A 17,366-nucleotide genomic window follows, 5' to 3' on the forward strand; every position below is an offset into this window, starting at 1 on the left:
AGCATGAACCGCAAAGTGTTTTTGGAGCAGTTGGAACAGGCCTTGGCCGGCATGCCGGCTGAAGATATCCGTGAAATCGTCGCCGATTACCAAGAGTATTTCAGCGACGCGCAAGAGGCCGGTCGGACTGAAGACGACGTAGTCGCCGCGTTGGGCAGCCCGCAGAAGCTGGCCAAAGAGTTGAAAGCGCAGGCGCATTACCGCCAATGGGAGAACCATCGTTCTTTCGGCAATTTGATGAGAGTGGTGGCTTCGGTCGCCGGCCTGGGCGTGCTGAACTTCTTCCTGGCGCTGCCGTTCATGCTCTATCTGCTATGCCTGTCCATAGGCTACATGGTGTCCGGCAGCCTGTTGATAGCCGGCGTGGCGCTGGTGGCGGCTTGGGGAGGCAACAGCCTATTCGGCTGGCCGGAACTGGAGCCGAGCCTTTCGCCGGAGAACGGCAAGATCGAGTTCAAAGTTCAAGCCGAAGGGGAGCCGGTGCACGGCGTGACCCTGAAACAGGGGAGGCTGTTGCTGACGCTGGAGGAGGACGAAACCGCCAGCCTGCAATTGCGGACAGGCGATCCGGTGCGGGTGAGCTACGACGGCGGGGAGCTGAAAGTGGACGCCAGTAATCCGGCGGTGCGGCAATCGATCAAGCGAGAGGGTGAACGCTCCGTCAGCCTGGAGCGCGGGCAACTGCGCGCGCTGACGCTGACGTCGGACGGCGGGGAGAGCATGGTGCTGGCTCAGGACGGGGATGGCCGCTCACTGCGTTGGAGGATGATCTCGGCGGAAGCTTCCGCCGCCTCCGGCGAAGCCGGGCAAGCCGCCGATCTGGTGTTGAGCGACGGAGAGAGCTCGCTGGTGATCAAGGATAAGCGGTTGTCACTGAAGGACGGCAAAGATCATATCGAGATCGACGGCATCCCGGGTTTGTCGCTGCAAAGTTCGGTGGCGGTCAGCGGATTCGTGCTGTTGTTGGTTGGGGGATTAGGGCTGGTGTTCTGCGTATGGCTGACGCGGTTGACTTGGCGCGGACTGGTGCGCTACGTCCGCTACCAGATCGACTTGGTGGCAGGCAGAAACCTGGGCGGCAACGCGGTGTGACGAGTGATGTTTTGACTGGATTTGGGAGAGAAACATGAAACACGATGCATGCATTCAACAATTGCAACTGACCATGGAGCGCTTGCCCGAATCCGAGCTGCGCAAGATTCTCAGCGACTATCGCGAATACATTCGCGACGCGGTGGCCGATCAGCGCAATGAGAGCCGCCTGATCGCCGCGCTGGCGGACTCCCGGCGGCGCACCGTTTCGGCTTTTGCGCGCCAAGGATTGCCGAGCGCTCAGTGGGCGCGGCTAGCCCGCCATGCTTTGGGCGGGATGGCGGCCGCTTGCGGCGTAATCGCGATGTACTGGCTGTTCATGCAATGAGGAAAACCGCCGCCGGCCAAGGCGGCGGCTTCTACTTGGGAAAGGGGAGCGTGATGAGGCGTAGGATAGTGCGGTTGCTGACCTTGACGGTCATGGCGTGCGGCGGGACGGTTCACGCGGCGGAAGCGCCGATTGAAAAACTGGTGATCAACGGCGACGCCGCCGTGCTCAAGCTGAACGCGGACGACAAACGGCCGTATCAGCTTGATCTGAACAAAAGCAATTGGGACGCCAAGCAATGCAGCGCCCAAGTGCGGCGCGAAGGCGGCGTGGTCACGATCACGGTCAAGCTCAACAACAAGCTGCTGGGCACCGGCTGCGGGCTGGAGATCGCCGGCAATCTGAAACCGGGCAAGCAGGTGGAATTGGGGCTGGCCGCGGTCAAGGGTTCGATCCGCGGCGCTTATTCGGCGATCCGGGTGGACAGTAAAGCGGTGGATCTGACGCTGGAGGGAAAGGCTGCCAGCCTCTCCATGTCTGCCGACGCGATCAGGGCGCAGGCCAAGGGCGCTTACGACAAGCTGGCGCTCAAGGGGCAGGCGTTGACGTTGGCGTTCGAGGGCAGCAGCCGCGACATGGCTTTTGACGGCCAGGCGGTGAAGGCGAAGGTGAGGCTGACCGACGCCAAGCCCAGCGGCTCCTTGTCGTTGGACGCCACTACCGGCAAGTTGTCGCTGACGCTGCCGAAGTCCGCGACGCTGCAGTACGAGGTGCGCGGCGCAGCGGCGTCGGTGGGCAGCAAGCTGCCCAGCACCGCCGGCGCGCCGTTGAAGCTGAGCGCGCGAGGCCAGGCCTTGAAAGTGGAGGTGGAGACGGATTAAGACGCTGCCAAACAAAAACGGAGCTCGAGGGCTCCGTTCGTATGGCTGGCGAATCCGGTTCAGTAAGCGCAGACGGTGAACAACTCCAGGCCGCCATCGCGCACCAGCTTGCCGCCGCCCAGCTCGGGCAACTCAATGATGGCTGCGGCTTCCAGCACGTCGGCGCCCATGCGCTTGAGCAGCTTGTAGCCGGCCATCATGGTGCCGCCGGTGGCGACGAGGTCGTCGATCAGGATCACGCGGTCGCCGGGTTTGCAGGCGTCGGTGTGCATTTCCACCGCGGCATTGCCGTATTCCAGCTCGTATTCCTCTTCCACCGTGGTGAAAGGCAGCTTGCCGCGCTTGCGGATAGGCACGAAGCCTACGTTCAATTCGTAAGCCAGCACCGAGCCGATGATGAAGCCGCGCGCGTCCAGGCCCGCCACTAGATCCACCTTCTCCATCATGTAGCGGTGCACATAGATGTCGATCAGCATGCGGAAGGTTTTCGGGTTCTGCAGCAGCGGGGTGATGTCGCGGAACATCACGCCTTGTTGCGGCCAGTTGGGCACAGTGCGGATCCAGCCTTTCAGATAGCTGGAGTAATCGAGATTGCTAAGGTTTTCCATAGCCTTATTGTACTTCTAAATGAAGAAAGTCGCCGCGCGGCCCACAAGAAAAAGCCCGCCGCGCAGCGCGGCAGGCTAGGAGTCCGCATCAATTATTGACGTTTCAGTGGAAGAAAGCCAGCTTGAAGATCCACAGCGCGGCGATCACCAGTACCGGCAGCTTCAGATCGGAGAAACGGCCGGCCAGGATCTTGATTACCGCTTAGCTGATGAAGCCGAAGGCGATGCCGTCGGCGATGGAGAAGGTGAACGGCATCGCCAGCGCGGTCATTACCGCCGGCGCGGATTCGGTCAGGTCGCTCCAGTCGATCTCGGCCAGGCCGCGCGCCATCAGCACCGCCACGTAGCATAGCGCCGGCGCGGTGGCGTAGGCGGGCACGGTGGCTGCTAGCGGCGACAGCCACAGCGAGGCCAGGAACAGCAGCGCCACCACCATGGCGGTCAGACCGGTACGGCCGCCCACGGCGGTGCCGGCGGCGGACTCGACATAGGCGGTGGTGGACGAAGTGCCCATCACAGCGCCGGCGGTGATCGCCACGGAATCGGCCAGCAGCGCGCGTTTCAGGCGCGGTAGTTTACCGTCCTTGTCCAGTAGGCCGGCGCGATGAGACACGCCTACCAAAGTGCCGGTGGTGTCGAACAGATCCACGAAGAAGAACACGAAGATCACGCCGATCAGGCCGGCTTGCAGCGCGCCGGCGATGTCCATCTTCATGAAGGTGGGCGCCATGCTGGGCACCGGCGCTACCACGCCCTTGAACGGAGACAGGCCCATGGCAATGGACAGCACGGTCACCACAAGGATGCCGATGATGATGGAGCCCGGCACCTTGCGGTATTCCAGCGCCACGATCAGGAAGAAGCCCAGGATGGCCAGCAGGGTGGTGGGCTTGTGGATGTCGCCCAGGGTCAGATAGGTTTCCGGGTGAGGCGCGATCACGCCGGCGTTCTTCAGCGCGATGATGGCGAGGAACATGCCTACGCCGGCGGAGATGGCGAACTTCAAGGACTGGGGGATAGCGTTGACGATGGCCTCGCGCACGCGGAACAAGCTGACTGCCAGGAACACGATGCCGGAGATGAACACCGCGCCCAGCGCGGTTTCCCAGGACAAGCCCATGCCCTTGACCACGCTGAAGGTGAAGTAGGCGTTCAGCCCCATGCCCGGCGCCAGCGCGATTGGGTAATTGGCCACCAGCCCCATGATGGACGTGCCCAGCGCGGCCGCCAGACAGGTGGCGACGAAGACCGCGTTCAGGTCCATGCCGGTGCTGGAGAGAATCAAGGGATTGACCAGGATGATGTAGGCCATGGTCAGAAAGGTGGTAATGCCGGCGATGACTTCGGTCTTCACCGTGGTGCCGTGTTCTTTCAGCTTGAAGAAGCTGTCAAGGAATTGCATGGCGAAACGCGCTCCAAAGGAGATAGGTAGGAAAAAAACGAGCCATTTTATTCAGCCTGAAGAGATTCACCTAAATCTTGACGTGAAAATAACTTGGCGATTAACAGCAGGCGCACGCTTATGGTATTCTGGAGAATTACTCATTTGGCAGGAAAGCGCCTTTTCATGAGCCAGCCAACCGGTAATATCTTTATCGTGGTCGCTCCTTCCGGTGCGGGGAAAACCTCGCTGGTGACGGCCTTGCTCCAGGCGGAGCCATCCGTGGAACTGTCCATTTCTTATAGCACGCGTGCGCCGCGCAAGGGCGAAGAGGACGGCAAGCATTACCACTTTGTCGATCAGACCACGTTCAAGTCCATGATAGAGCGCGGCGATTTCCTCGAGTACGCGGAAGTCTACGGCAACTTTTATGGCACCAGCGCGCCGTGGATACGCAGCCGTCTGGAAGTGGGGCAGGACATCCTGCTGGAAATCGATTGGCAGGGCGCCGAGCAGGTGCGCAAGGTCTTCCCCGAGGCGATCGGCATCTTCATAGCGCCGCCGTCTATCGAGGAACTGGAGCGCAGGCTGCGCGGCCGCGCCACCGATAGCGAGGACGTGATCCGCCGCCGGCTGGCTTCCGCTCGCGCCGAGATCGACAAGATCGCCGAGTACGACTACATCGTGGTCAACGACGATTTCGAGCGCGCTCGCCTCGATTTGATCAGCGTCGTGCGCGCCAACCGGCTGCGCAGCGCCATCCAGTGCCGCAAGCTGGCGGCTATGCTGGCGCGGATGGGGCAGGCCGGCTGATCCGTCCGTTTGTTGGTGAGTCGACTAAAATTTAGATATAGTGATCCCTCTGGGCGTTGCCGTCGCCGCAAGAACGGCGACCGACAACGCCCTTGGCAACTTTGAGAAAGAAAGCATATGGCCCGTATTACTGTTGACGATTGCCTGGACCGCATCCAGAACCGTTTCGACCTGACCCTGGCCGCCGCCTACCGCGCGCGTCAAGTGGCTTCCGGCGCCAGCCCCTTCGTTGAAGCCGGCCGCCATAAGCCCACCGTTGTCGCGCTGCGAGAAATCGCCGCCGGCCACGTCGGCAAGGAAGTTCTGAGCCGCGGCAAAGCCTGATAGCGAGTGGGTGGTGGGTTATGGCAACCGGCATTGAGGATGAAATCGACTATAACGCCCTGATCGACAGCGAAGCGCAAGCGTTCTTCGAGTCCGTCGCGCGTTATCTCAAGCCGGAAGACGTCCAGTTGTTGCGGCAGGCTTTCGAAGTCAGCCGCGCCGCCCACGAAGGGCAGACTCGCAAGAGCGGCGAGCCTTACATCACGCATCCGCTGGCGGTGGCCGGCATGCTGGCCGAGTGGCGGCTGGACGTGCAGGGGCTTGCCGCCGCATTGCTCCACGATGTGCTGGAAGACACCGGCGTCACCAAACCGACGCTGATCGAAAAGTTCGGCAAGATCATCGCCGATCTGGTGGACGGCCTCTCCAAGCTGGAGCGGCTGGAATACCAGACCAAGGAAACCGCGCAAGCGGAAAGCTTCCGCAAAATGGTGCTGGCGATGGCGCGCGACATTCGCGTCATCATCGTCAAGCTGGCGGACCGGCTGCACAATATGCGCACGCTGGATTCGATGCGCGAGGACAAGCGGCGGCGCATCGCGCTGGAAACCCTGGAAATCTACGCGCCGATCGCCAATCGCATCGGTCTCAACAAGGTTTATCGAGAACTCCAGGACCTGGCGTTCAAGCACCTGCACCCGCATCGCTACGGCGTGCTGTCCAAGGCGGTGCGCGCCGCGCGCGGCAACCGTCGCGAAGTGGTGACCAAGATTTTGCAGTCCGTCAGCCAGAAGCTGGTGCAAAGCAATATCGAAGCCACTATCAAGGGGCGGGAGAAAAACCTCTACAGCATCTACAAGAAAATGCAGGAAAAACACCTGTCGTTTTCCGAGGTGCTGGATATCTACGGCTTCCGCGTCGTCGTCAACGACATCCCCGGCTGTTATTTGGCCCTGGGCGCCTTGCATAGTCTGTACAAGCCGATTCCCGGCAAATTCAAGGATTACATCGCCATTCCCAAGGGCAATGGCTATCAGAGCTTGCACACCACCTTGTTCGGTCCCTATGGTACGCCGGTGGAGATGCAAATCCGTACCCGTGAGATGAACAGCGTGGCCGAGGCTGGCGTGGCCTCGCACTGGATGTACAAGAGCGGCGACGGCGTCAACACCGCGCAGCAGCGCACTCACCAGTGGCTGCAAAAAATCATGGACATGCAGGAGGAGAGCGACGATCCGGTCGAATTCCTCGAGCATATCAAGATCGACCTGTTTCCGGACGAGGTCTACGTCTTCACGCCCAAGGGCAAGATCATGGTGATGCCGCAGGGCGCGACGCCGGTGGACTTTGCCTACGCGGTGCACACCGACATCGGCCATCGCTGCATTGCCGCGCGCGTCAATCACGCGCTGGTGCCGCTGCGCACCGTGTTGCGCAACGGCGACACCGTGGAAATCATCACCTCCACCCAGGCCAAGCCCAATCCGTCCTGGCTGACCTTCGTGCAGAGCGGGCGGGCGCGTTCCGGCATCCGCAACTATCTGAAGAGCCTGCAACAGGAAGAGGCGGTGGGGCTGGGCGAGAAACTGCTCAAGCAAGCGATCGGCGCGCTGGCGGTGACGCCGCTGGCGCTGAGCGATGAACTGTGGGTGGCGTATCTGGCCGCTTTTGGCGAGAAGCTCGCTTCTCATCAAGATGTGCTGGCCGATATCGGCGCCGGCAAACTGATGCCCATCGTGGTGGCGCGGCGCTTGCTGGAGCTGGCCGGCGAACGGTTGGGCGAGGAAGTGAAAGTGGGGCCGGTGACCATACGCGGCAACGAGGGCGGCATGGTGCAGCTGTCGCCGTGTTGCAATCCGCTGCCGGGTGACGACATTTTGGGTGTGATCACCAAGGGCCAGGGCCTTGTCATTCACCGCAAGGGATGTCCAAACGCGCGGCGGGCGGATCACGACAAGTTGCTGGACGTCAATTGGGAGGCGCAGCGCGACCGCATGTTCGGCGTTACCGTCGGCGTATTGTCCCGCAACGAGCGCGGCGCGCTGGCGGATATCGCCACCGCGATCTCGCAGGCCTCGGCCAATATCGAAAGCGCCGACACCCAGGACAGCAGCCGCGACGGCGACGGCCTGTTCAATATCCACTTCCGCTTGCAGGTGGAGGGCGTCGAGCATCTGGAGCGGGTGCTGAGCGCTATCCGCGTGCTGCCGGTGGTGCAGCGCGTGCAACGGAGATGAGATGCTGAAACTCAAGATCAACGGCGAGGGCTGCGAACTGGCCGGCGTAGCCAACGTGGCCGAGTTGGTGGCGGCGTTGGACCTTGTCGGCAAGCGCGTGGCGTTGGAAAAGAATGGCGAGATCGTGCCGCGCAGTCAGTATCCGGCCACCGGGCTGGCCGACGGTGACGAACTCGAAATCGTGGTGGCCGTCGGCGGAGGCTGAGCGGCAAAGCTGATAGAGGTGCAGGAGTGGCGGATCAACTGATCATCGCAGGCAAGGCTTACAATTCGCGTTTGCTGGTGGGGACCGGCAAGTATCGGGATTTTGAGGAGACGGCGCAGGCGCTGGACGCGTCGGGAACGGAAATCGTCACCGTCGCCATTCGCCGAGTCAACCTGGGGCAGAATGCCGGCGAACCCAATTTGCTGGACTTTTTGCCCAAAAACCGGTATAACCTTCTCCCCAATACGGCGGGATGTTATTCCGCCGACGACGCCATTCGTACTTTGCGCCTGGCCAGAGAGCTTCTGGACGACCATCGTCTGGTTAAGCTGGAGGTGCTGGGCGATCCGAATACCTTGTTCCCCAACGTCAAGGAAACCCTAAAAGCGGCTGAAGTATTGGTGGCCGAGGGCTTCGACGTCATGGTGTACACCTCGGATGATCCCATCATCGCCCGCGAGCTGGAGCAAATGGGCTGCTGCGCCATTATGCCGCTGGCCAGCCTGATTGGCTCCGGGATGGGGATTCTGAATCCGTGGAATTTGAAGTTGATTATTGAGCAGTCCAAGGTTCCCGTGCTGGTTGACGCCGGCGTCGGCACCGCGTCCGACGCGGCGATCGCGATGGAACTGGGCTGCGATGGCGTGCTGATGAACACCGCGATTGCCGCCGCGCAACAACCGGTGTTGATGGCCCACGCCATGAAACAGGCTGTAGAAGCAGGCCGCTCGGCATATCTTGCCGGCCGGATGCCGAAACGTTTTTATAGTGCAGTACCTAGTTCTCCTAGTGAGGGGGTGATTTCTTCCGTCAAGCCGTGATGCGTAAAGCGCCACAGATTGCTTGGTCGGAACGCTTCAGACTTTTCCAAACCGCGTAAGATTGTTAAAATGCTGTTTTTTATAGCCCCAGTCACGTCTGGGCGCTAGGAACTAAGGATACTAGATTCAATGCCGAACATTCGTGTTAAAGAGAACGAGCCGTTTGAAGTTGCAATGCGTCGCTTCAAGCGCGCAGTGGAAAAAACCGGTCTGCTGACCGAACTGCGCGCCCGCGAGTTCTACGAAAAACCGACTGCCGAGCGCAAGCGCAAGCACGCCGCTGCCGTTAAGCGCCACTACAAGCGCATTCGCAGCCAAATGCTGCCGCCGAAACTTTACTAAGAGTTCGTCTGGTCAGTAAGCAGGACCGCAGGCTTAGCCTGCGGTTTTGCCATTTGTAGTTCCCCGTTTACAGACTCTGACGGCATGGGTTTTGAATTTATCAAAACCAATGTCATCAGGGTTTGACTCTCTCTCAAGTGCGCACCCGCCGTCCGCGACGGGTGGCGGTCATCTTCCGGAAAGCAAGCAATGAGCCTCAAGCAGCGAATCAGCGACGACATGAAATCTGCAATGAAAGCGCGGGAAAGCGACAAACTGGCGGCTATCCGTCTGTTGCTGGCAGCCATCAAGCAGAAGGAAGTGGACGAGCGCGTGGAGCTGGACGATGCCGGCGTCGTCGCCGTCATCGACAAGATGCTCAAGCAGCGCCGCGATTCGATTAGTCAGTACGAGGCGGCCCAGCGGCAGGACCTGGCCGACAAGGAAAAATTCGAGATGGACGTGCTGATGGCTTATATGCCGCAGCAATTGTCCGCTGAGGAGGTTGACGCGTTGGTGGCCAAGGCCGTCGCCGACAGCGGCGCCGCTGGCATGCAGGACATGGGCAAGGTGATGGGGCTGTTGCGGCCGCAATTGGCCGGCCGCGCCGATATGGCGCAGGTGTCCGTCTGCATCAAGGCCAAGCTGGCCGGCTGAGCCTGCTTCGGGCCGCTTTGTCGGCCCGAGTCATCGGTGACCTTGCTTGATCCCTCAGGATTTTGTTGACCAGTTGTTGTCCCGCGTCGATATCGTCGACGTGGTGGATCGTTACGTCCCCTTGAAAAAGGGCGGTCAGAACTATCTGGCCTGCTGCCCGTTTCATAAGGAAAAGTCGCCATCGTTCACGGTAAGCCCGTCCAAGCAGTTTTATCACTGCTTTGGCTGCGGCGCTCATGGTTCAGCCATCGGCTTCGTGATGGAATACCAGGGGCTGGGCTTCGTGGATGCGGTGAAGCTGCTGGCCGAAGGCATCGGCATGCAGGTGCCGGACAGCCGTGCCCACGCCAATCCAGAGGCCAGCCGCGCCGCGCGCGAGCGCAAGCTGTCGCTGGAACAGATGATGCAGATGGCGGCAGGCTACTACAAACAGCAGCTGAAGTCCGCGCCCAACGCCATTTCCTATCTGAAAGGCCGGGGTTTGAGCGGAGAAGTGGCGGGTCGCTTCGGCCTGGGCTTCGCGCCGGACGGCTGGCAGAACCTGGAGACGGTTTTTCCGGATTACCAGGACGACAAGCTGGTCGATACCGGCCTGGTCATCGTCAATGAAGAGAAGGGCCAGCGTTACGACCGATTCCGCGATCGGGTGATGTTCCCGATCCGCAACCAGCGCGGCGCTATCATTGGCTTCGGCGGCCGCGTGATGGGCAAGGGCGAGCCCAAGTACCTGAACTCGCCGGAAACGCCCTTGTTCGAGAAGGGCCGGGAATTGTACGGCCTCTACGAGGCGCGCCAGGCGATACGGGATAAAAACCGCGTGCTGGTGGTCGAAGGCTATATGGACGTGGTGGCGCTGGCTCAGTTCGGCGTCGCTTACGCGGTGGCCACGCTGGGCACCGCCACCACCGGCGAACACGCGCGCAAGTTGATGCGCCACGCGGACCAGGTGTACTTCTGCTTCGACGGCGACAAGGCCGGCCAAAAGGCGGCCTGGAGAGCTTTGGAAAACAGCCTGCCGCAATTGCAGGACGGCAAGGCGTTGAATTTTCTGTTCCTGCCGCAGGAACATGACCCGGACAGCTATATCCGCGAGTTCGGCGCCGAGGCCTTTGAAAAAGTATTGGAAGAGCAGAGCCTGCCTCTGTCCGTTTACTTCACCCGCGAATTGTGTCGCGAGGTGAACCTGACCACGCCGGAAGGCAAGGCTGATCTGATCCGTCAGGCCGCGCCCCTTCTGGCGCAGATTGCCGCTCCGGCACTGGGCTTCATCATCAAGAAAAGACTGGCGGAACTCGCCGGTGTGGATGTCGACGAATTCGACATGTTGACGACGGGCCAACGGAAGTCGGAGCGCAAAGGCAAGCGGGAGCACCGTTTGCCGGAGGTATCGCATCGCCCGCCACAATCCTCCATGGTGACGCGCCTGATCAAATGGCTGCTATTGAACCCTAGTTGGGCCGGTGATGTGCGTTTGCCGGACAGTATGGCACTGTCCGACGAGCTTGCTTGTTTTGCCATGTTGGCCGAATGCGTGCAAGGGCACGACCAGCCGCCGAATACGGCGCAATTGATGGAAAGCCTGCGTGGCACTCCATACGAAGGGCTGGTGGATAGTGTTCTGCAGCAGGCCATGCAGGATCCGGACGAGTTCGCCGATCCCAGCGAGGAGGATAGGCAGCAGTTTCAGGACGGCACTGCCAAGCTCCTGAAAATGCTGCATCAAACTCAGGTGGAGCGGCTAAAACAAAAGGACCGGAACGAAGGCCTGACTCCGGAAGAAGTCAGATTGCTAGGGGAATTGCTGCGGGATTTGCTGGCGCCAAACGCTTGACGACGTCGCCGCCCCGGCAGATTGCAGAGCAGTCGGGCGCACGCGCCGGATTGCCAAAAGCGATGCCGCGGTTTTAAAAGCGCCCCGCAGGGCTACACAAACAGCGTTGTTTGCTTGTGTTATTATCAACTGTTTTTTTCGGCTTATTTCAAGCAGGAAGCGAAATGGCGGCCTCTCCCGAAAATCAAAAAGACGTGCAGGAAAACGAAACCGAAGTGATGAGCCTGGAAGAGCAGCGTAAACGCCTGCGCCAGTTGATCGCCTTGGGTAAAGAGCGTGGGTATCTGACCTACGCGGAAATCAACGACCACCTGCCGGAAGACGTGTCCGACGCTGAGCAGATCGAAAACATCATCACGATGATTTCCGGTCTGGGCATCCAGGTTTCCGACGAGGCGCCGGATGCGGACACTCTGCTGATGTCCGACGCCACCCCGCCGGTGGCCGACGAAGACGCCGTGGAAGAAGCCGAAGCGGCGCTGTCCTCGGTGGATTCCGAATTTGGCCGCACCACGGATCCGGTGCGCATGTATATGCGCGAAATGGGTTCAGTGGAGTTGCTGACCCGCGAAGGCGAGATCGAAATCGCCAAGCGGATCGAAGACGGCCTGAAGTACATGATCCAGGCGATTTCGGCTTGTCCGGGCACCATCGCCGAAGTGTTGGAGCTGGTGGAGCGAGTCGGCCGCGACGAAGTGCGCGTGGACGAGGTGGTCGACGGCTTCATCGATCTGAACGCGCCGTCCGAGGAGGAGGCCGCGTTCGCCGCGCAGGCGGAAGAGGACGAGTTGCTCGACGCCGAGGCCGAAGAGGAAGAGGAAGAAGAGGAGGAGGAAGGCGACGCCGCCGACGCCGCCGGTATCAACCTCGAAGAGCTGAAGCAGCATGCGCTGGAGCACTTCGCCGGCGTGCGCATGTTGTTTGACAAGATGGTCAAGGTGCTCTCCGCCAAGGGTGCGCAGAGCAAGGAATACCTGGAGCTGCAAGACGCGATCACCACTGAGTTCATGCTGGTGCGCTTCTCCACCCGCCAGGTGGAAAGCCTGTGCGACTCGCTGCGCAGCCGCGTCAACGAAATTCGCACTTACGAGCGCGACATCCAGGATATCTGCGTCAGCCGCGTGCGTATGGAGCGTGCTCACTTCATCAAGGTGTTCCCGGGCAACGAGACCAATCTTGATTGGGTGGAAAACGAGATCCATTCGGGCAAGGGCTGGGCGGAGGCGTTGACCCGCTTCAAACACGCGATCATCGAGAAGCAGACCAAGCTGTCCGAGTTGCAGGATCGCGCGATGCTGCCGATCAAGGCGCTTAAGGAAATCAATCGCCAGATGTCGGCGGGCGAATCCAAGGCGCGCCGCGCCAAGAAAGAGATGATCGAGGCCAACCTGCGTCTGGTGATCTCCATCGCCAAGAAGTACACCAACCGCGGTCTGCAGTTCCTCGACCTGATCCAGGAAGGCAATATCGGTTTGATGAAGGCGGTGGACAAGTTCGAATACCGCCGCGGCTACAAGTTCTCGACCTATGCCACCTGGTGGATTCGCCAGGCGATCACCCGCTCCATCGCGGACCAGGCGCGCACCATTCGTATTCCGGTGCACATGATCGAGACCATCAACAAGATGAATCGCATCAGCCGTCAGATTCTGCAGGAAACCGGCCACGAGCCGGACCCGGCCGAGCTGGCGGAAAAGATGGAGATGCCGGAAGAGAAGATTCGCAAGATCATGAAGATTTCCAAGGAGCCCATCTCCATGGAAACCCCGATCGGCGACGACGACGATTCCCATCTTGGCGACTTCATCGAAGACCAGAACAACCTGGCGCCGTCCGACGCTGCGATGTACTCCAGCCTGAAGGACGCCACCAAGGAGGTGCTGGACACGTTGACGCCGCGCGAGGCGAAGGTGCTGCGCATGCGCTTCGGCATCGACATGAACACCGACCACACGCTGGAAGAGGTGGGCAAGCAGTTCGACGTGACTCGCGAGCGCATCCGCCAAATCGAAGCCAAGGCCCTGCGCAAGCTGCGTCATCCGACCCGTTCGGAACGCCTGCGCAGCTTCCTGGACAACGAGCCGGGCGGTCAGTGATTCGATGTGACGCCGGTTTAGGCTAAAAGCTTGAGCTGGACGAAAACCCCAAGCCGTCGGTATTCGGCGCTTGGGGTTTTGCTTTTTGGCTGTTATAATGCGCAACTCTGGGCCTCTAGCTCATGCTTGGTTAGAGCAGCGGACTCATAATCCGTTGGTGCCGAGTTCGACTCTCGGGGGGCCCACCAAGACTTCCACGTGGAACGCGGCGGTTCTTGGCGATTCACATCAGAAGCCGACGCTTAAGTCGGCTTTTTTGTTTCGGTCGGCCACGCCGCGGTCGCGACACCTCCCGTCTCTTTGTTGAGCGCTTCCCCGCCTGCAGATTTCCGTGCCGGATAGACGTAGCTTTTAGCTATTTTCCCGCTATGCCGATGGGGAAAATCAATATGCGACGTTGTTTTCAGTTACTATCTAGCGTTTCGCGCAATATTGCGCGCTCTCATGTGGAAAAGACCGAATGCCCCAGAAGGAAAAAAAGGCGGCAAGCAGCAACGCCACATTGGCCGACAAGGTATTTCAGGAGTTGCGGCGGGATATTCTGCTGGGCGTATACCGCCCGTCGCAGAAACTGCTGTTGCATGATCTCAAGGCGCGTTACGACGCCGGAGGCTCTCCTATCCGGGAGGCGCTATTGCGCCTGAGCTGGTGCAAATACGTGGAGATGGAACCGCAGCGCGGCTTTTGGGTGGCGCCGATTTCCCGCCATGAGCTTTACGATATTCTGCTGGTGCGCCGAGTGCTGGCGGAGGAGGCGGTGCGCCGCTCGCTGGAGCAGGGCGATGAGGCGTGGGAACTGGAGGTGTTGGCCAGCTACCACCGTTTGAGCCGGATAGATCTGAACGACGTGAATGTGGATCTGCAGGACTGGGCGGACCGCCACATGACGTTTCACCTGGCCATCATCAGCGGCAGCCACTCGCCGGTGATTGTGGAGGTGATGGAGTCCTTGTACAACCGTTTGGAGCGCTATCGACACATCTGGTTCGATCCGGCCTTGCCGACCTCCAAGCGCTACAGCGACGAGGGCGAGCATCAGGCCATCATGCAGGCGGTGCTGGCCAGGGATGCGGACCGGACGCTGCAATTGCTGGATCAGCACTATTCCCACGTGATGCAGGTGGTGGAAGGCCTGAGCACGGAAGCCTTTCAGCCCCGCTAGCCCACTGGCCCGCTGGCCCGCTGGCCGGTCCGAGGCCGGCGGCCCCGCCCGTTCGCCATCAGGCTCGGGGCGAGGGGCGAGCCCGGCGCTTCAGCGTCCGGGCTGTTTCATGCGGTTTCTCGCGTTTATTCCCAAATCAACAGACAGTATTGCTTCTTGCCGCGCCGCAACAAGGTATAGCGTTGATGGCGGCGGTCGGCCGGATCTAGTCGAGCTTCCAGCGCCTCCGCTCTGGCGCCGTTAACGCTGACCGCGCCGCTTTGCAGCAGCGTGCGGGCCTCGCTTTTGGACGCGGCCAGGCCGCTTGCCGCCAAGGCGTCGATCAGCGGCGTGGACTGCTGCGGCAAGGTCAGCCGCGGCATGCCGTCCTGGGCCAGTTGAGCGAAGTCCTCGGCGCTGAGGCGCTCTACATCGTTGTCGAACAGGCTGAGGGTGATGCGCTGGGCGGCGGCGAGCGCGGCCGGGCCGTGAACCAGCTCAGTCACTTGCTCTGCCAGGATGCGCTGAGCCCGTGGCTTGCCGCCGGAGACGCGGTCCTCGGCCTCGATGGCCTCGATCTCCGCATTGGATAAAAAGGTGAAATAGCGCAGAAAGCGGTAGACGTCGGCGTCGGCCGCGCCCAGCCAGAACTGGTAGAAGGCGTAGGGCGAGCACTTGTTCGGGTCCAGCCAGACCGCGTTGCCTTCGCTCTTGCCGAACTTGGTGCCGTCGCTATTGGTGATCAAGGGCATGGTCAGGCCGAAGGCCTGCTGCTGGTTCACCCGTCTGACAAGGTCGACGCCGGCGGTGATGTTGCCCCATTGGTCGGAGCCGCCGATCTGCAGCTTGCAGCCGAAGCGGCGGTTCAGTTCAACGAAGTCGTGGCTCTGGAGCAGGCTGTAGGCGAACTCGGTGAAGGAGATGCCGACATCGTCGCGGTGAATCCGCTGTTGTACGGATTCCTTCTTGATCATGGCGTTGACCGAGAAGTGCTTGCCTACATCGCGCAGGAAATCCAGCGCGCTCATGCTGGCGAACCAATCGTGGTTGTTGGCCATCAGGGCCGGGTTGTCGCCTTCGAAGCTGAGGAAGGGCTCCACCTGACGGCGGATCCTGTCCACCCAGCCGGCCACCACGTCCGCGGTGTTGAGCTTGCGCTCGCTGGCCTTGAAGCTGGGGTCGCCTATCATGCCGGTGGCGCCGCCTACCAGGGCGATGGGGCGGTGCCCGGCCATCTGGAAGCGCTTGAGCAACAGCAGCGGCACCAGGTGGCCCAGGTGCAGGCTGTCGGCGGTGGGGTCGAAACCGCAGTACAGGGTGACCGTTTCCCGAGACAGCAGCGCGTCGAGCGCGTCCGCGTCGGTGGCCTGGGAGATCAGGCCGCGTTGCTGCAGATCCCGGATCAGGGTCGATTGCTTCATTTCGTTTACCTCCATGATTGCGGCGCGCGGCCGTATTGGCCGCGCGTCCGGACGACGGCGCGGATGCGCCGTCAGAACACGGGCAGCAGTCCCCGCATCACCAATATCTGGAACAGGATGATGGCGAGGCCGGAGCCGCCTATCGCCCAGTGCAGAGTGCCGCCGCCGCTGACCTGGTAGCCGGGCTGGTAGTTGTCCTGGCTACGCAGCTTGATCAGGGCCAGCGCGGGGAACAGGATGGCAAGCACCACCAGAAAAATGGCGGCGGCGCCCAGCGCGGCGACGAAGCCGCCGGGGAAGAACAGCGCGAAGCCCAGCGGCGGCAGATAAGTGATCAGCGCGGTTTGCAGCCGCTGCCGCAGGCTGTCGCCGCGTTTCAGTGTGCTGGCCATGGCGTCGAACAGGCCGAGCGATACGCAAAGATAGGAAGTGAACAGCGCGATGGACGAGAAGGCGGACAGCAGGGAAGGCACTTGCGGCGTGGGCACCAGCGCGTGGAACTCGTCCAGAAACATGCCCACCGAGCCGTTGTGGGCGGATATGGCCTGGAAGCTGTGGCTGCCGTAGCGCGGCAGCGTGCCCAGGGTGTTGAACACCCACAGCAGGTAGACGCCCATGGGAATCAGACTGCCGGCGATGAAGACGTTGCGCAGCGTGCGAGGTTGGTCGCGGCCCAGGTATTTGACCATGCTGGGTACGCTGCCGTGAAAACCGAAGGCGGTCAGAAACATGGGGATGGCGGCCAGCATGTATTTGGCCGAATCCGTGCTTTCCGACAGGTTGCCGGTGTCGACGTAGGGCTGGATGAACGCGCTTAGCGCGAGAAAAATCAGGATGTTCAGGCTGAACAGCAGCCGGTTGACCTTGTCCACCGCCGTGGTGCTGGCGAAGACGATGCCACCGATCAGGGCGGTGAAGACCAGCGAAACCTGGGCGGGAGACAGGCTTAGGCCCAAGTACTGGTGCAGGCTGGATTGATAGGTGGAGCCGCCGCCGGAGATATAGGCGGAGGAGAGCGCATAGAGCAAGAGCAGCAGGCTGGCGTTGATCAGATAGCTGCCCTTGGCCTTGAACAGCGAGCGGGCGATGGCGTCGAAGCCGTAGCCTTCGGGAAAGGACAGGCAAACCTCCAGCAGCATCAGGCCGGTGTAGGTCATCAACGCCCAGATCAGAAACAGGGTCAGGCAGGCGTAGCCGAAGCCCATGCCGGCGGATACCAGCGGCAGCGCCAGCATGCCGGCGCCCAGCATGGTGCCGGAAATCAGCAAGGTGGCCCCTATGGCCTTGAAATTGACTTGCATGTGGAATCCTCAACCATCCTTGATGAAG

At 61.0% G+C, this 17,366-nt stretch carries 17 protein-coding genes, 1 tRNA gene and 1 pseudogene; 15 read left to right on the top strand and 4 right to left on the bottom strand.

The features are described 5' to 3' along the window. Positions 1 to 3 precede the first annotated feature (3 nt). Genes B0T39_RS06115 through B0T39_RS06125 form a run of 3 tightly spaced genes read left to right on the top strand, consistent with a single transcriptional unit; the run spans position 4 to position 2,241 of the window. A complete protein-coding gene (locus B0T39_RS06115; protein WP_176219493.1) occupies positions 4 to 1,092 on the top strand; it encodes a DUF1700 domain-containing protein in 1,089 nt (362 codons plus the stop codon). Positions 1,093 to 1,126: 34 nt separating this feature from the next. Then, the gene (locus B0T39_RS06120; protein WP_081545286.1) at positions 1,127 to 1,420 is read left to right on the top strand and encodes a hypothetical protein; all 294 of its coding nucleotides are present in this window, start codon (positions 1,127 to 1,129) and stop codon (positions 1,418 to 1,420) included. A 53-nt stretch (positions 1,421 to 1,473) separates the two neighbouring features. Then, positions 1,474 to 2,241 carry a hypothetical protein gene (locus tag B0T39_RS06125; RefSeq protein ID WP_141111099.1) on the top strand — a complete coding sequence of 256 codons (768 nt, stop codon included), beginning with the start codon at positions 1,474 to 1,476 and terminating at the stop codon, positions 2,239 to 2,241. Positions 2,242 to 2,300: 59 nt separating this feature from the next. Here the strand turns inward: B0T39_RS06125 and B0T39_RS06130 are convergent, their stop codons facing one another. Both B0T39_RS06130 and B0T39_RS06135 read right to left on the bottom strand, forming a co-directional pair. Continuing rightward, positions 2,301 to 2,849, bottom strand: coding sequence for an adenine phosphoribosyltransferase (locus B0T39_RS06130; protein ID WP_019103866.1), 549 nt, complete (start codon positions 2,847 to 2,849; stop codon positions 2,301 to 2,303). A gap of 103 nt (positions 2,850 to 2,952) precedes the next feature. Then, positions 2,953 to 4,251: pseudogene (locus tag B0T39_RS06135) on the bottom strand (NCS2 family permease). Here B0T39_RS06135 and B0T39_RS25570 point away from each other — a divergent pair. The 12 genes from B0T39_RS25570 (at position 4,250) to B0T39_RS06190 (ending at position 14,637) form a co-directional block, all read left to right on the top strand. Then, a complete protein-coding gene (locus B0T39_RS25570) occupies positions 4,250 to 4,420 on the top strand; it encodes a hypothetical protein (protein ID WP_176219494.1) in 171 nt (56 codons plus the stop codon). The pseudogene B0T39_RS06135 and the gene B0T39_RS25570 sit on opposite strands and share 2 nt — an antisense overlap. Next, complete coding sequence (gene gmk / locus B0T39_RS06140; RefSeq protein ID WP_081545288.1) at positions 4,417 to 5,043, top strand: guanylate kinase; 627 nt, start codon at positions 4,417 to 4,419, stop codon at positions 5,041 to 5,043. Before B0T39_RS25570 ends, gmk begins: the two co-directional genes overlap by 4 nt. 117 nt (positions 5,044 to 5,160) lie before the next feature. Beyond that, positions 5,161 to 5,367, top strand: a complete 207-nt coding sequence (rpoZ, locus tag B0T39_RS06145) for a DNA-directed RNA polymerase subunit omega (RefSeq protein ID WP_019103869.1) — start codon at positions 5,161 to 5,163, stop codon at positions 5,365 to 5,367. A gap of 20 nt (positions 5,368 to 5,387) precedes the next feature. Next, complete coding sequence (locus tag B0T39_RS06150; protein ID WP_081545289.1) at positions 5,388 to 7,544, top strand: RelA/SpoT family protein; 2,157 nt, start codon at positions 5,388 to 5,390, stop codon at positions 7,542 to 7,544. 1 nt (position 7,545) lies between these two features. Next, positions 7,546 to 7,749 (top strand): sulfur carrier protein ThiS, encoded by a 204-nt coding sequence (thiS, locus tag B0T39_RS06155; protein WP_081545290.1) that lies wholly within the window; start codon positions 7,546 to 7,548, stop codon positions 7,747 to 7,749. Positions 7,750 to 7,775: 26 nt separating this feature from the next. Then, on the top strand, positions 7,776 to 8,570 hold the full coding sequence (locus B0T39_RS06160; RefSeq protein ID WP_048414236.1) for a thiazole synthase: 795 nt from the start codon (positions 7,776 to 7,778) through the stop codon (positions 8,568 to 8,570). Between the two features lie 129 nt (positions 8,571 to 8,699). After that, the gene (gene rpsU / locus B0T39_RS06165; protein ID WP_039756346.1) at positions 8,700 to 8,912 is read left to right on the top strand and encodes a 30S ribosomal protein S21; all 213 of its coding nucleotides are present in this window, start codon (positions 8,700 to 8,702) and stop codon (positions 8,910 to 8,912) included. 189 nt (positions 8,913 to 9,101) lie between these two features. After that, positions 9,102 to 9,548: a GatB/YqeY domain-containing protein gene (locus B0T39_RS06170; RefSeq protein ID WP_081545291.1), complete on the top strand. Its 447-nt coding sequence runs from the start codon at positions 9,102 to 9,104 to the stop codon at positions 9,546 to 9,548. A gap of 46 nt (positions 9,549 to 9,594) precedes the next feature. Next, positions 9,595 to 11,379, top strand: coding sequence for a DNA primase (gene dnaG, locus B0T39_RS06175; protein WP_081545292.1), 1,785 nt, complete (start codon positions 9,595 to 9,597; stop codon positions 11,377 to 11,379). A 164-nt stretch (positions 11,380 to 11,543) separates the two neighbouring features. Beyond that, entirely contained in the window at positions 11,544 to 13,475 is a 1,932-nt protein-coding gene (rpoD, locus tag B0T39_RS06180) for an RNA polymerase sigma factor RpoD (RefSeq protein WP_081545293.1), read from the top strand. Positions 13,476 to 13,584: 109 nt separating this feature from the next. Further along, positions 13,585 to 13,663, top strand: a tRNA-Ile gene (locus B0T39_RS06185). Between the two features lie 272 nt (positions 13,664 to 13,935). After that, the gene (locus B0T39_RS06190) at positions 13,936 to 14,637 is read left to right on the top strand and encodes a GntR family transcriptional regulator (RefSeq protein WP_081545294.1); all 702 of its coding nucleotides are present in this window, start codon (positions 13,936 to 13,938) and stop codon (positions 14,635 to 14,637) included. Positions 14,638 to 14,762: 125 nt separating this feature from the next. On the opposite strand, the gene tyrS is transcribed toward B0T39_RS06190, so the two are convergent. Both tyrS and B0T39_RS06200 read right to left on the bottom strand, forming a co-directional pair. Next, positions 14,763 to 16,037: a tyrosine--tRNA ligase gene (gene tyrS, locus B0T39_RS06195; protein WP_081545295.1), complete on the bottom strand. Its 1,275-nt coding sequence runs from the start codon at positions 16,035 to 16,037 to the stop codon at positions 14,763 to 14,765. A gap of 71 nt (positions 16,038 to 16,108) precedes the next feature. Continuing rightward, positions 16,109 to 17,338, bottom strand: a complete 1,230-nt coding sequence (locus B0T39_RS06200) for an aromatic amino acid transport family protein (protein ID WP_081545296.1) — start codon at positions 17,336 to 17,338, stop codon at positions 16,109 to 16,111. Between the last annotated feature and the right edge of the window lie 28 nt (positions 17,339 to 17,366).

Origin of the sequence: Chromobacterium haemolyticum (assembly GCF_002081825.1) — a bacterium.
GTDB lineage: Bacteria > Pseudomonadota > Gammaproteobacteria > Burkholderiales > Chromobacteriaceae > Chromobacterium > Chromobacterium fluminis.

Excerpts from the sequence above, each read along its gene's own strand:
- B0T39_RS06115 (WP_176219493.1), top strand. The coding sequence starts at position 4 with ATGAACCGCAAAGTGTTTTTGGAGCAGTTGGAACAGGCCTTGGCCGGC.
- B0T39_RS06120 (WP_081545286.1), top strand. The coding sequence starts at position 1,127 with ATGAAACACGATGCATGCATTCAACAATTGCAACTGACCATGGAGCGC.
- B0T39_RS06125 (WP_141111099.1), top strand. The coding sequence starts at position 1,474 with ATGAGGCGTAGGATAGTGCGGTTGCTGACCTTGACGGTCATGGCGTGC.
- B0T39_RS06130 (WP_019103866.1), bottom strand. The coding sequence starts at position 2,849 with ATGGAAAACCTTAGCAATCTCGATTACTCCAGCTATCTGAAAGGCTGG.
- B0T39_RS25570 (WP_176219494.1), top strand. The coding sequence starts at position 4,250 with ATGGCGAAACGCGCTCCAAAGGAGATAGGTAGGAAAAAAACGAGCCAT.
- gmk (WP_081545288.1), top strand. The coding sequence starts at position 4,417 with ATGAGCCAGCCAACCGGTAATATCTTTATCGTGGTCGCTCCTTCCGGT.
- rpoZ (WP_019103869.1), top strand. The coding sequence starts at position 5,161 with ATGGCCCGTATTACTGTTGACGATTGCCTGGACCGCATCCAGAACCGT.
- B0T39_RS06150 (WP_081545289.1), top strand. The coding sequence starts at position 5,388 with ATGGCAACCGGCATTGAGGATGAAATCGACTATAACGCCCTGATCGAC.
- thiS (WP_081545290.1), top strand. The coding sequence starts at position 7,546 with ATGCTGAAACTCAAGATCAACGGCGAGGGCTGCGAACTGGCCGGCGTA.
- rpsU (WP_039756346.1), top strand. The coding sequence starts at position 8,700 with ATGCCGAACATTCGTGTTAAAGAGAACGAGCCGTTTGAAGTTGCAATG.
- B0T39_RS06170 (WP_081545291.1), top strand. The coding sequence starts at position 9,102 with ATGAGCCTCAAGCAGCGAATCAGCGACGACATGAAATCTGCAATGAAA.
- rpoD (WP_081545293.1), top strand. The coding sequence starts at position 11,544 with ATGGCGGCCTCTCCCGAAAATCAAAAAGACGTGCAGGAAAACGAAACC.
- B0T39_RS06190 (WP_081545294.1), top strand. The coding sequence starts at position 13,936 with ATGCCCCAGAAGGAAAAAAAGGCGGCAAGCAGCAACGCCACATTGGCC.
- tyrS (WP_081545295.1), bottom strand. The coding sequence starts at position 16,037 with ATGAAGCAATCGACCCTGATCCGGGATCTGCAGCAACGCGGCCTGATC.
- B0T39_RS06200 (WP_081545296.1), bottom strand. The coding sequence starts at position 17,338 with ATGCAAGTCAATTTCAAGGCCATAGGGGCCACCTTGCTGATTTCCGGC.